Here is an 11,141-nt window from a genome sequence, read left to right as displayed (position 1 = left end):
TTGCTCCTCCTGCTGGGCTCGAACCAGCGACCCTCTGATTAACAGAGAGGAATCCTGCGAGTTGTTTAAAAATATACTTTGATTATCAATTGGTTATATATTTATTTTGAGTGTTTTTTTTTACGTGAACACTTAAGCAAACACGAAAGTAAACCTTTTTTAGGTCTATATTTTCAGATTTCAAATGTCGGGCTTAGATTGCCGATTCTGTTAAGCTTTTTCTCTGAATATTTTATCAGATAACCCGAACAAGAAGTTAGGATTAGCGCCGAAATGAGTTACTGCTTTTTCTATATGTTTGACAGTAAAATGAATGTCTTTTGTTCCATTTTTGATGTTAGTAAGGTTGTCTTTCTGGATACCAATTGCTTCGTTGAATTCGTAGTAGAATTTAATTCTCCCAGTTTGTTTTAAGATCGTTCTGAACTCTAACATTTTTTTATCTACTATTGACATTCTTTATAATTGCATTTAAACTAAATAAAACAAGTAATAAAAAGTAAATTTTAAGCGATTGGGTTAAAAATGAATGGTTAGACCATAAAAGTAACCATATTCCCTTTCTTTAGTTTTTATCTTCTCTATGTCGTATACAGCAATCCACCTTTTGTCTTTAGAAAAACTATCAAATATCATAATTTTTTGTTTCGTTTTCTGGTCAACAAAATAAAAACTTGAATCTTCATATGCCTCTTTTATTTTTCCTTTATACGTAACCTCGTATAATTTTAACTCTATAATATCGTCTTTAGCTTGGATGTACACGTCACCTGGCTCTGCTTTCAGGGTTATATTATCTGGAGGCAGAGTAAACTTGCAAAACTTTGCTATTCTTTTTTCTCGTAAATGCTCAATTAGATCATTGGTTTTAATAGCTGTTTCGAGTTCATGCTCCTCTGTATCGTTGTTATTTCTGCTACAGGCATTGAAGATTAAAAGAGGTATTAAAAAAAGTATAATTTTTTTCATAGTTGTGATTTTTAAAATTTAATGGTAGATCGTACTTTTTTTTCTACTGTAAAAACTTGTGTGATTTCATCAAAAGGTATTGTGTAATCTTCCCATTGTGGGTTAAAGGAGTGGCATGTTACAAGCTTAACACCATTTACAGAGGATTTATTTTCTTATTATCATTTTCGCTCATGATGATTATTTTAATTAAAATTCTGGTATATATGGTCTAAAGGATACAATCTTTCTGAAAATGAATATTTGTATTATTTCCTCAAAAGGAATCTTATAGTCTTTATATTTTGGATTATATGAATGGCATAAAAGATATTTATCCTCATCATTTTCTTCTATTATTTGCTTAAATACAGTTCCACTATTCGTTACAATTACAAATAGGTTATTTCTTATTGGTAACTTTTCTCCAAAGTTTCTAATATACTCTCTTACTAATATTTCAGAACCATTGGGAATTGAAATTGAAGAACCATCATCCATTGAATCTCCCTGAACGGTAATAACTAAATAGTTACCCTTTTCATATTCTTTAGGTACTAATCTTCTTTTAGTTTCGGGTAAACTTGCTAGGTTTTCTCCACCTAGCCTACCTGCCGCAGTTGTAATATCTGCATATTCAACCATCATGTAATCATCGTAAGGAACAGGATATACTTCGTATTTAAATTGTCTTTCAGGTTCTTTAATTATAGAAGATTCTGATCGAATAGAGTTGTTTTTAGCATCTACTAACGTACTTTTTCCAAATAGTTCATGAATAAGCAATACTTTAGAAGTAGGTACATTTCTTTTACCATTTTCCCATGCATCAAGTGTATGTATAGAAATAGCAAGTTTATCAGAAAATTCCTTTCTGGACATATTTTTAGATTTTCTAAATTTCCTAATATCAATCATTTATAAAAAATTAACAAAAATTTAACACAAAAGTGTTATTATATATTTTGTATATAAATACATTGTACCTATATTTGTGTTGTTATAAAATGCATACACAATATGCATACACAATATGCATACAAGAAACGTAAAAATAAGAAAAAAGAAGATAATAAGCGATGCAGTATTTGAAAAAATACTTGCTGACCCCACATTGCGTGATAAAATAATGGAAGCAACAGGGTTACGAGAGAATAGCGTACGCTCATTGGCTTACAGGCGCTCACACAACAGAATAATGGATATCAACATTTTGAGTGTCATAAAAAGACACACAGGATGGACAAACAAAGAAATATTTGTAGTTCATATAAACGATGCCTAATCAATAATAAATATGAAAACAAAAAACTTACTAAAAAGATTTTCAGCCTTAGAGCAACGCATCCGTCGTAATGAGAAATCTTTGGAAGAGGCTAAGATAGAGGCAAATACGTTAAAAAAAATTATTGACAACTCGCAAAGTATCAAAAAACAAGAGCTTTCAGTTTTGGCTTCTTCCGCGGTAAGTAAGAGGAATGCACGTCTAGGAATAAAAATAATTGACGGTAAACCTGTAAAAATATAAAAACCGCCTAGGGGCAACTAGACGGCTAAAAGTCTAACAAACGTTAAACTCAATTGCTATGGCAAATATACAAAAAAACACACAAACAGCAACATTCGTTAAAGCGAAAGAATTTAACAAAGCGATCCAGAATTTAAACAGCTTAAATTTTTACGATTACGACCTAAATGACACATGGTTTTTTATCGATCTGGGAGATGAATTCTACATAAGGAAAGATGAAAAAGGAGAGTATTTTTTCGAATTCAGTGGAGATAAAATATGTAAGCTGAACGATAAGCAAACGGCTTTGATAGACGATTGGATATCAGAAAAGGAGAAGGAATATTTATACCATGAATATTACTACAGGGATATACAAGAGACCGAAGAGTATCTAAATGTAGCTTCAAGATTATGGTAAATAAAATCAGACAAAGAAGAAAGATCACGCGCTTTAATCTAAAATGGATAATGAAGAATAGAAAGCCTGTGAGCTTATTTGCAATATTAGGAAACGCTTTAAAAATAGGATATGAGCGAGATTATGAAGTTTCTACACTGGTACACTGATCTGGGGGGAACTCTCCCAGATGATATAGAAGCCATTATTTTAAAATTCAAAGATTACTAAAGTAAAAAACATGGAACAGCTAAAATTAAATACCCCTTTGTTGATTAATGAAATAGATTTTAGGATACACAATATCAATAAGGGAGGATATGCAACCATTTTAGTGTATAAAGATGCCCGTGCAGATATGAATAGACTGGATGCTGTCTATGGTGTAGGATATTGGCAGAGGAAGCATGATTTTATCAATGGAAAAGAATTTTGTTCGGTTGGCATATGGAACAAAGATTTACAGCAGTGGGTATGGGTTCAGGATTGTGGAACAGGAAACTCCTCAGAAAGAGAAAAAGGACAAAGCTCCGATGCATTTAAAAGGGCCTGTTTTAATCTGGGAATAGGGCGGGAACTGTATGATTACCCCAAAATAATAGTAAGGTTAAACGATATCGAATATGACAAGAATATAGGTAAAGCAACACATAATTTTAAGTTAAAAGAATGGAAGTGGTACAGCGAATTCGATGAACGTGGGAAGCTTGCTCGTTTAGCCTGCAAAGATGAAAACGGGGTAAAACGTTTCGATTGGAAAGCAGAAGTAAAGACAAAAACATCTTAAAAATGAGCTTAACACTAAAAGAATACGAAAAGCATAGAGATGAATTTATCGAAGGTTGTGAAAAGGTGGATCAGGGGGAATTGTCCTTTTTAGATTTCGCGGTATCTCTAAGCGAAGAAATAAAGCATCTTTCTGCTCTTCAGGATATTTACAAAGCGTGGTTAAATGAAAATGTAGACAATATTACTAATGAAAGCGAGCAGTATGGAAAAGAGGGTTACAAAGGGTTTGTTTTTTCGAAAGCTACAAAGACCACTTATTCATATAAACATATTCCCACATGGATTGATCTGGAAAAAAAGCGCAAAGAATTAGAAAATATGGCTAAGCTAGCGTTAAAGATGGTTGAGAAAAGAGGAGTAAGCGTTGATGAGAATGGAGAAATCATACCATTGCCTGAGGTTAATATAACAAGCTTTATAAAGACCGAAACAGTAAGAAGATGAAAAAAGTAAGCCTTTCCACAAGCATTTTGAACTCAAGATTTAAAAGAAACAGGACATGGGTATTAAAGGCTATAGACTCTTTTGAAGGTAAAAACATTACCATCACTTTAGAGCGAGAGAAGAGCAAGAGAAGTTTACAACAAAACAAATATTACTGGGGTGTTGTTATTCCCCTCTTGAAAAAAGGGCTTTTGGATGCTACAGGAGAGATATATAATAGCGAGGAAATACATTATCAGCTATTACTACCCAAGTTTGGAAGATCTACAGAAATAGTCAATAAAAACACTGGGGAAGTGACCCTCATAAATATAGGTTCTTCTGAAATGAGTAAAACAGAATTCGCGGATTATATAAATGAAATTCAAAGATTTGGGGCTGAATTCTTACAGATAGACATCCCCTCGCCAGGAGAAGAATTACAATTATTTAAATAGAAAAAATGGAATTAAGAGGAGTATTAATCAGAAAAGAAGAAAAAAAGGTTTTCGACAGCGGTTTTACAATCCAAGAATTTTTTGTGGACTGCAAGAGATACAACCCGAACACGGGGGAAGCCTATGAAAACATACTAAAATTTCAAGCCACAGGCTCAACAGTATTGGACGCCTTAGAATCAATTAAAAAAGGAGATGCCGTAAACATTTCATTTTCACCTCAAGGGCTGTTTTACGAAAAAAAAGACAATACGGGTAAGGGGCATATTCAGAATTTAAAAGTATGGAAGTTGGAGAAAGTTGAAAACAAAAAGGGCAACACTAAAGAAGAAGGACAACCATTCATAGAATACGAGGATGATTTACCATTTTAAAGCCCATAAATAAAAACAAACCAAAAAAAATATTAAAATGAGAAAGACCAGTATAATAGCTCATGAGCTGCTAGACAAGACGTCTTTTCATTCCAAAATAATAATTGGATTGACAAAGATAAAAAAAGGAAGCTTTCGCGAGATCGCCCAAGCATGTGGATTAAGAGAAGACCAAGTATGGAAGCGTTTGAGTGAATTAGAAAAAAAAGGTCTGATTCGCTACACAGGGGAAATAAAAATATGCCAGGTATCCAGTCGCCCCGTAGGGGTATGGGAACTTTTATAAAATTCATAAAACATACGATATGCTAATAATAAATAATGGCAAGAACTCTAAAGAAGGGGCTAGATTATTTCCCCTTAGATACCAAAATTGAAGCCGATGACAAGATACAATTAATTGAAGCAGAATTTGGATTAAAAGGATTTGGAATCATTATCAAGCTGTTTTGCAAGATATACGCCGAGGAAGGATATTATTATAAATGGACCGAAGTAGAAAGACTTTTGTTTGCTAAGAAGATAGAAGAATCTGTTGGCTTAGTCGACGAAGTTATTAAGAGATCGGTTAAGTGGGGACTATTTGATGAGTCCGTGTTTAATCAGTTTCGCATACTTACCAGTGCATCCATTCAGCAAAGATTTTTAGAAGCAGCTTCACGACGATTACAAGTCACCTTAATCAAAGAATATTCACTTATAAATATTGAACAATACAAAAATACCATTAATGTCAACATTAATTCAATTAATGTAAACATTGGTACACAAAGTAAAGTAAAGTATAATAATACTAATAAATATTTGTTTGTTTCGGTTAAAAACCTAAACGAAAGTATTGCGTCTTTCAGCGGAAATAAAAGCTATTTCTTTTTAGCTTATAAATTTTGGAAAATGTGGTTTATGCAATACCCTAAGCATAAACACCTGCTAAAAGCAGATGTAAACGAGTGGGTAGATACGATACGCCTCATCGTTGAAGTAGACCATCAGCCCAAAGAAAGGTTGGTGGGGATCCTAGAGTATTTTAAAAAGTGTAGTGAAAAAGATACGCGATTTAAAGATTTCTGGTTCAAAACCATAAAGAGCATTAAAGCTCTTAGGAATAGCGATAAGAACGGGGTAAAGTATATTGATTTAATCGTTGATCAGGTAAACGAAATGATAGAAAAACAACAGGATTTCAATCGCCACGTATGGACGACTATCGAAAAATTTAAAAAGTATGAGAGCGATAAATTATCTAAAAAACCGGTTTGAATTTGCCGTAAAAAACAAAAAGCCTGTCCACATCAACACAAGCGATTTAGAAGCGTTGAATCAGGTGATAGATTTTTATAATACGGGCTATAAAAATACTGCGCTTGAGGATGCTCTAATGTTGTTCTATATTCTTTGCTACTGGAAAGTAGAGAATATAAACAATGAGGCTATAAAGATGAGAGAACGGAGCCAAAAGCAAGGTGTTTTTAATATTTCGGGCGCTGACTTTATTCTCAAGAGATTATCCATGAAGCTACAGCCCAAAGAAGATATCGTTCTTGAAATAACCCAAGAAATATGGGCGCATCAGGCGATAAATGGCATACCTGTAGAGAAAAGAGTTAACCGTGTCGACGTTAGGCAGTTGCTGGATCAGACTTTGGATATCGCTAAAAATAACTTTCCACTTATCCGAGAATTAAACAATGGGTTGGTAAAATTTCAGTGTCTTAAAACCACATCTAAAATCTCTGAGCAATTATGATAGAACCGTTAAAAATAGAAAACACTCTAGAGGCAGAAGCAGAAATCATCAACATCTCAGAATTTAAAATATCTCCGGATGTTGAAATAGAGAAGCCTACGCCCATTCTTTCGGTAAAACAAAAGGGTAAGTTCGTCGATATTTTCACAGAAGGTAATATTTCCATGTTGTTTGGTCTTGCGAAGTCTCGAAAGTCAACTTTTTTAAAATCCATAGTTCAGGCGATTTTAAGCGGAGAGAATACTAAAATGTACAGCGATTACGAGAGAAATGAAATCGCCATAGTAGATACCGAGCAATCTCTATATGACAGCTATAGAGCCACAAAAGTCATTCAGGCATTAACTGGGTACTCTATCGATTACTACAACGTGGCAGAATTAAAAAGAAGTCAACGTAAATACCTTGTAGAAGAGCATTTGAAGAGTAATCCAAATTGTGGGTTCATGATACTGGATAACATCGTCCATTTTTTGGTAGACTTCAACGATACTACCGAATCTGCTGAATTGCTGCAATGGCTGATTATGCTAAAAGTAAAATACAACGTCCATTTGTGTTTGGTCTTACACGAAAACTCCTCAGAGGGAAGCAGGGGAAAAGCAAGAGGACATTTAGGAACCAACCTTGAGCAAATGTGTGAGACCATTATCCAGATAAAAAAAGATCAAAACGACCATACTAGGAGTATCGTAACGCCTAAAATGATGAGAGGAATAGAGTTCGAGCCGTTTGCTATTACTCAGGACTACCAAGGCATACCTTATTTGTCGGATTTAGAAAATGAATATTTTGAAACCACAAAACTATTATGATTAAGCTCACCATTTTGGGCACGCCTCAACCAAAACAATCGGCACGCTTTAGAGCGGTGAAATCAAGAGATAAGGTGTTTGTTCGCTCTTACCAAAAAAAGGAAGTGGTAGAAAATGAAAAAAAAATAGCTTTCACAGCAAAAACTCAGCTACCAAAGGGATTTAAACCTTTTAGCGAAGCTTTAAAAGTGCGTGTACTGTTTGTATTTCCACCGTTGAAAAGCTTCTCAAAAGCCAAAATGAACGCTTTAGCAACAGGAGTAGTAATGTATAAAACAACGAAGCCAGATTTAACGGATAACCTGATGAAAAGTACAATGGACGCATTAAATGGAATTGTTTTCACCGACGACGCCATTATCTCAGAAGTAGAGAGTAAAAAGATTTTTGGGCTTATCCCTCGGATAGAGCTTGAATTTGAAGCATTAAATAAAAAATGACACGAAAAAGAATTATGGAAAAAGAATTGGAAAAACTAAAAGAAGAAATATTAGAAAGAGTACGTAAAGCTGAGACCTTCCGAATAAGGTATGAAAGAGCCTGCGAAGCAAATAACGTAGAAGATCTTTTAACTATTATTAAAAACAACTTTAATTATTGTTGCATTCATGGAATAATTGACGCACCTCTAATTAAAAAATACGAAAAACTTTTTAACGCTTCAAAAATTTACGCAAACGTAGATGTATCCGAAGGGTATCTATTAGCATCGGGTAGTTCAATCGTACAAGCATCAGGGGATGCAATCGTAATGGCTTGGGATAATTCAACCGTAATAGCTTACGACAATTCAAGCGTACAATCGCGCGACAATGCAACTGTAAAAGCTTACCACAATTCAACCGTCGAAGCTTACGACTATGTAACTGTAGAAGCCTCCGGAAATGCAACCGTAAGAGCATTCAACTATGCAACCGTAGAAGCATCGGGCTATGCATATGTAACTTCTAATGATATTATACCTAAAGTAGTTTTACAGGGTAACGCTATTTACAGAGTTCTGGAAACTAATAAAGTTTACTATGCATCCGAAACTATAAAATTTGAAAAATGGAAAAACTAAAAGAAGAAATATTAGAAAGAGCACGTAAAGCTGAGGACTGCGAAACAGATTATAAAAAAGCCTATGCATCAAATAACGTAGAAGATCTTTTAACTATTATTAAAAACAATTTTCATTTTTGGTGTTTTATAGAAATAATTGACGTACCCCTAATTAAAAAATACGAAACACTTTTTAACGCTTCAAAAATTTACGCAAATGTAAACGTATCAGAAGGATATTTAATAGCATCGGGTAACGCAACTGTAAAAGCATCTGGGAATGCAATCGTAATAGCTTTGGATAATTCAACAGTAGATGCGTTCGGCGATACGATCGTAACAGCTTTTGACAATTCAAGCGTAATAGCGCGAGACAATGCAAGTGTAAAAGTTTACGACAAAGCAAGAGTACAAGCATTAGCAGAGGCAACCGTAAGAGCTTACGACAATTCATTCGTAAGAGCTCGGTACAATTCAACCGTAAGAGCTCGGTACAATTCAACCGTAATAGCGTACGACAATGTAACTGTAGAAGCGTACGACAATTCAAGCGTAACAGCTTTTGACAATTCAAGCGTACAAGCATTAGCAGAGGCAACCGTAAGAGCTTGTGACAATGTAACTGTAGAAGCTTGGGACAATTCAACCGTAAGAGCTTACGACAATTCAACCGTAAGAGCTCGGGACAATTCAAGTGTAGAAGTGCACAACTGCTCAATCGTACAAGCCTCGGGTAGTTCAAGCGTAGAAGCATACAACTATACAAACGTAAGAGCTTGGGACAATTCAAGAGTAAAAGCTTCGGGTCATTCAACCGTAATAGCGAGCAACTATGCAAAAGTAACAGCATCATGGGATGCAACCGTAAGAGCTTACGACAAATCAACCGTAATAGCTCGGGACAATGTAACTGTAGAAGCTTGGAATGATGTAACTGTAGAAACTTACGACGATGTATATGTAACTTCTAAGGATACTATACCTAAAGTAGTTTTAAAAGACAGCGCTATTTACAAAATTCTGGAAACTAATAAAGTTTACTCTACATCCGAAACTATAAAATTTGAAAAATGGAAAAACTAAAAGAAGAGATATTAGAAAGAGCACGTAAAGCTGAGGCCTGCGAAACAGAGTATAAAAAAGCCTATGCATCAAATAACGTAGAAGATCTTTTAACTATTATTAAAAACAACTTTAATTATTGTTGCATTCATGGGATAATTGACGCACCTCTAATTAAAAAATACGAAAAACTTTTTAACGCTTCAAAAATTTACGCAAACGTAAACGTATCCGAAGGGTATCTATTAGCATCGGGTAATGCAACTGTAAAAGCATCATGGGATGCAATCGTAACAGCTTGTGACAATTCAACGGTAGAAGCTCACAACAATTCAACCGTAACAGCTTACGACAAATCAACCGTAATAGCTCGGGACAATTCAACCGTAATAGCTCGGGACCATGTAACTGTAGAAGCTTGGGACAATTCAAGAGTAAAAGCTTACAACAATTCAAGCGTAGAAGCATCTGGGGATGCAACCGTAACAGCTTACGACAATGCAACCGTAAGAGCTTACGACTATGCAAGAGTAGAAGCATTAACAGAGGCAAACGTAAGAGCTTACGACAAATCAACCGTAATAGCTCGGTACAATTCAACCGTAAGAGCTCGGTACAATTCAACCGTAAGAGCGTACGACAATGTAACTGTAGAAGCGTACGACAATTCAAGCGTAGAAGCTTCGGGTCATTCAACCGTAAGAGCTCACAACAATTCAAGCGTAAGAGCTCACAACAATTCAAGCGTAGAAGCTTACGACGATGTATATGTAACTTCTTATAACACTCTATCTAAAGTAGTTTTAAAAGACAACGCTATTTACAAAATTCTGGAAACTAATAAAGTTTACTATGCATCTGACACCATAAAATTTGAAAAATGGGAGACCAGCAGTAAAAGCTCTTAATGCTCAGAAGAAACTCATAAAATCCAAGCAATGAAAGCCAAAAGAAAATCAAAAATACAAGACATAGTCGATGCATTTGGGAGAAAATATAAAAACGCCGAGCTTCAAAAAGCAATAGAAGTATTAACGCTCGCAAAAAAAATAAATAAAGGAAAACCAGTATTAAAGCTGACGGCTAAGGATAGCTATTTTCGTCGAGAGATCGTAAAAAAATCACCATCTCAATATAGAAAGTTTAAGTTCTATCAAATAGGGAGCGATTTCGAATCTGGTATAAGCAAATCAGATATATGTGCTAAGTATAATATTTCTACTAACAAATATATATTAGCACTGAAAAAATACAAGCAAAGAGTCAATTCAAATATAGATATCCCTACGGATGAGGATACTGTATTTTATTCTTAAAATAGCTATCCAAAGCTACAGCTTGTACAATAAAAAATCTAATATAATCAGTTTAGAAATGACTTTGAAAGATGTGAAAAAGTACCATGTTTTAAATGAATCTGGTACCAGATTTTTAAATAATAAAATTATACCAAATAAATGAACCAAACCCTACTTACCAGATTGTTTAAATCTATCGAAGGCAATAAAGAAGAGCCTTTGGTAAGGATAGCATATTCCATTATTGAGGATGAAAGGAAAAAGGGGCATACA

General features: G+C 34.5%; 18 protein-coding genes. 15 read left to right on the top strand and 3 right to left on the bottom strand.

Annotated elements, in window-relative coordinates:
* Positions 1 to 210: 210 nt before the first annotated feature.
* The 3 genes from GNY06_RS03015 to GNY06_RS03005 all read right to left on the bottom strand — a co-directional run bounded on the left by GNY06_RS03015 (position 211) and on the right by GNY06_RS03005 (position 1,866).
* Positions 211 to 435 carry a hypothetical protein gene (locus tag GNY06_RS03015; RefSeq protein ID WP_166518745.1) on the bottom strand — a complete coding sequence of 75 codons (225 nt, stop codon included), beginning with the start codon at positions 433 to 435 and terminating at the stop codon, positions 211 to 213.
* A gap of 84 nt (positions 436 to 519) precedes the next feature.
* Complete coding sequence (locus tag GNY06_RS03010; RefSeq protein ID WP_166518744.1) at positions 520 to 969, bottom strand: hypothetical protein; 450 nt, start codon at positions 967 to 969, stop codon at positions 520 to 522.
* Positions 970 to 1,158: 189 nt separating this feature from the next.
* The gene (locus tag GNY06_RS03005; protein WP_262885030.1) at positions 1,159 to 1,866 is read right to left on the bottom strand and encodes a LexA family transcriptional regulator; all 708 of its coding nucleotides are present in this window, start codon (positions 1,864 to 1,866) and stop codon (positions 1,159 to 1,161) included.
* Positions 1,867 to 2,245: 379 nt separating this feature from the next.
* On the opposite strand from GNY06_RS03005, the gene GNY06_RS02995 reads away from it, so the two are divergent.
* The 15 genes from GNY06_RS02995 (at position 2,246) to GNY06_RS02925 (ending at position 10,886) form a co-directional block, all read left to right on the top strand.
* Positions 2,246 to 2,476 carry a hypothetical protein gene (locus tag GNY06_RS02995; protein WP_166518741.1) on the top strand — a complete coding sequence of 77 codons (231 nt, stop codon included), beginning with the start codon at positions 2,246 to 2,248 and terminating at the stop codon, positions 2,474 to 2,476.
* Positions 2,477 to 2,534: 58 nt separating this feature from the next.
* Positions 2,535 to 2,879 (top strand): hypothetical protein, encoded by a 345-nt coding sequence (locus GNY06_RS02990; RefSeq protein ID WP_166518740.1) that lies wholly within the window; start codon positions 2,535 to 2,537, stop codon positions 2,877 to 2,879.
* Positions 2,880 to 3,099: 220 nt separating this feature from the next.
* On the top strand, positions 3,100 to 3,645 hold the full coding sequence (locus GNY06_RS02985) for a hypothetical protein (RefSeq protein WP_166518739.1): 546 nt from the start codon (positions 3,100 to 3,102) through the stop codon (positions 3,643 to 3,645).
* Between the two features lie 2 nt (positions 3,646 to 3,647).
* Positions 3,648 to 4,091 (top strand): hypothetical protein, encoded by a 444-nt coding sequence (locus GNY06_RS02980; RefSeq protein WP_166518738.1) that lies wholly within the window; start codon positions 3,648 to 3,650, stop codon positions 4,089 to 4,091.
* Positions 4,088 to 4,528 (top strand): recombination protein NinB, encoded by a 441-nt coding sequence (locus GNY06_RS02975; protein WP_166518737.1) that lies wholly within the window; start codon positions 4,088 to 4,090, stop codon positions 4,526 to 4,528. The genes GNY06_RS02980 and GNY06_RS02975 overlap by 4 nt, the downstream gene beginning before the upstream one ends.
* Before the next feature lie 5 nt (positions 4,529 to 4,533).
* Positions 4,534 to 4,902: a DUF3127 domain-containing protein gene (locus tag GNY06_RS02970; RefSeq protein ID WP_166518736.1), complete on the top strand. Its 369-nt coding sequence runs from the start codon at positions 4,534 to 4,536 to the stop codon at positions 4,900 to 4,902.
* 37 nt (positions 4,903 to 4,939) lie between these two features.
* Complete coding sequence (locus tag GNY06_RS02965) at positions 4,940 to 5,188, top strand: Lrp/AsnC family transcriptional regulator (protein WP_166518735.1); 249 nt, start codon at positions 4,940 to 4,942, stop codon at positions 5,186 to 5,188.
* 35 nt (positions 5,189 to 5,223) lie between these two features.
* A complete protein-coding gene (locus tag GNY06_RS02960; protein ID WP_166518734.1) occupies positions 5,224 to 6,162 on the top strand; it encodes a DUF4373 domain-containing protein in 939 nt (312 codons plus the stop codon).
* The gene (locus tag GNY06_RS02955) at positions 6,128 to 6,649 is read left to right on the top strand and encodes a hypothetical protein (RefSeq protein WP_166518733.1); all 522 of its coding nucleotides are present in this window, start codon (positions 6,128 to 6,130) and stop codon (positions 6,647 to 6,649) included. Before GNY06_RS02960 ends, GNY06_RS02955 begins: the two co-directional genes overlap by 35 nt.
* Complete coding sequence (locus GNY06_RS02950; protein WP_166518732.1) at positions 6,646 to 7,464, top strand: P-loop NTPase family protein; 819 nt, start codon at positions 6,646 to 6,648, stop codon at positions 7,462 to 7,464. Before GNY06_RS02955 ends, GNY06_RS02950 begins: the two co-directional genes overlap by 4 nt.
* Entirely contained in the window at positions 7,461 to 7,904 is a 444-nt protein-coding gene (locus GNY06_RS02945) for a RusA family crossover junction endodeoxyribonuclease (protein WP_166518731.1), read from the top strand. Before GNY06_RS02950 ends, GNY06_RS02945 begins: the two co-directional genes overlap by 4 nt.
* Entirely contained in the window at positions 7,901 to 8,527 is a 627-nt protein-coding gene (locus GNY06_RS02940; protein WP_166518730.1) for a hypothetical protein, read from the top strand. Before GNY06_RS02945 ends, GNY06_RS02940 begins: the two co-directional genes overlap by 4 nt.
* Positions 8,515 to 9,591, top strand: a complete 1,077-nt coding sequence (locus GNY06_RS02935) for a hypothetical protein (protein WP_166518729.1) — start codon at positions 8,515 to 8,517, stop codon at positions 9,589 to 9,591. The genes GNY06_RS02940 and GNY06_RS02935 overlap by 13 nt, the downstream gene beginning before the upstream one ends.
* On the top strand, positions 9,579 to 10,478 hold the full coding sequence (locus GNY06_RS02930; RefSeq protein ID WP_166518728.1) for a hypothetical protein: 900 nt from the start codon (positions 9,579 to 9,581) through the stop codon (positions 10,476 to 10,478). Before GNY06_RS02935 ends, GNY06_RS02930 begins: the two co-directional genes overlap by 13 nt.
* 30 nt (positions 10,479 to 10,508) lie before the next feature.
* The gene (locus GNY06_RS02925; protein WP_166518727.1) at positions 10,509 to 10,886 is read left to right on the top strand and encodes a hypothetical protein; all 378 of its coding nucleotides are present in this window, start codon (positions 10,509 to 10,511) and stop codon (positions 10,884 to 10,886) included.
* Positions 10,887 to 11,141: the final 255 nt, after the last annotated feature.

The organism is Elizabethkingia argenteiflava (assembly GCF_009904105.1).
Taxonomy (GTDB): domain Bacteria; phylum Bacteroidota; class Bacteroidia; order Flavobacteriales; family Weeksellaceae; genus Elizabethkingia; species Elizabethkingia argenteiflava.
Note: the sequence above shows the minus strand (reverse complement) of the source record. Positions and strands in the feature narration are given on the sequence as shown.

Excerpts from the sequence above, each read along its gene's own strand:
- GNY06_RS03015 (WP_166518745.1), bottom strand. The coding sequence starts at position 435 with ATGTTAGAGTTCAGAACGATCTTAAAACAAACTGGGAGAATTAAATTC.
- GNY06_RS03010 (WP_166518744.1), bottom strand. The coding sequence starts at position 969 with ATGAAAAAAATTATACTTTTTTTAATACCTCTTTTAATCTTCAATGCC.
- GNY06_RS03005 (WP_262885030.1), bottom strand. The coding sequence starts at position 1,866 with ATGATTGATATTAGGAAATTTAGAAAATCTAAAAATATGTCCAGAAAG.
- GNY06_RS02995 (WP_166518741.1), top strand. The coding sequence starts at position 2,246 with ATGAAAACAAAAAACTTACTAAAAAGATTTTCAGCCTTAGAGCAACGC.
- GNY06_RS02990 (WP_166518740.1), top strand. The coding sequence starts at position 2,535 with ATGGCAAATATACAAAAAAACACACAAACAGCAACATTCGTTAAAGCG.
- GNY06_RS02985 (WP_166518739.1), top strand. The coding sequence starts at position 3,100 with ATGGAACAGCTAAAATTAAATACCCCTTTGTTGATTAATGAAATAGAT.
- GNY06_RS02980 (WP_166518738.1), top strand. The coding sequence starts at position 3,648 with ATGAGCTTAACACTAAAAGAATACGAAAAGCATAGAGATGAATTTATC.
- GNY06_RS02975 (WP_166518737.1), top strand. The coding sequence starts at position 4,088 with ATGAAAAAAGTAAGCCTTTCCACAAGCATTTTGAACTCAAGATTTAAA.
- GNY06_RS02970 (WP_166518736.1), top strand. The coding sequence starts at position 4,534 with ATGGAATTAAGAGGAGTATTAATCAGAAAAGAAGAAAAAAAGGTTTTC.
- GNY06_RS02965 (WP_166518735.1), top strand. The coding sequence starts at position 4,940 with ATGAGAAAGACCAGTATAATAGCTCATGAGCTGCTAGACAAGACGTCT.
- GNY06_RS02960 (WP_166518734.1), top strand. The coding sequence starts at position 5,224 with ATGGCAAGAACTCTAAAGAAGGGGCTAGATTATTTCCCCTTAGATACC.
- GNY06_RS02955 (WP_166518733.1), top strand. The coding sequence starts at position 6,128 with ATGAGAGCGATAAATTATCTAAAAAACCGGTTTGAATTTGCCGTAAAA.
- GNY06_RS02950 (WP_166518732.1), top strand. The coding sequence starts at position 6,646 with ATGATAGAACCGTTAAAAATAGAAAACACTCTAGAGGCAGAAGCAGAA.
- GNY06_RS02945 (WP_166518731.1), top strand. The coding sequence starts at position 7,461 with ATGATTAAGCTCACCATTTTGGGCACGCCTCAACCAAAACAATCGGCA.
- GNY06_RS02940 (WP_166518730.1), top strand. The coding sequence starts at position 7,901 with ATGACACGAAAAAGAATTATGGAAAAAGAATTGGAAAAACTAAAAGAA.
- GNY06_RS02935 (WP_166518729.1), top strand. The coding sequence starts at position 8,515 with ATGGAAAAACTAAAAGAAGAAATATTAGAAAGAGCACGTAAAGCTGAG.
- GNY06_RS02930 (WP_166518728.1), top strand. The coding sequence starts at position 9,579 with ATGGAAAAACTAAAAGAAGAGATATTAGAAAGAGCACGTAAAGCTGAG.
- GNY06_RS02925 (WP_166518727.1), top strand. The coding sequence starts at position 10,509 with ATGAAAGCCAAAAGAAAATCAAAAATACAAGACATAGTCGATGCATTT.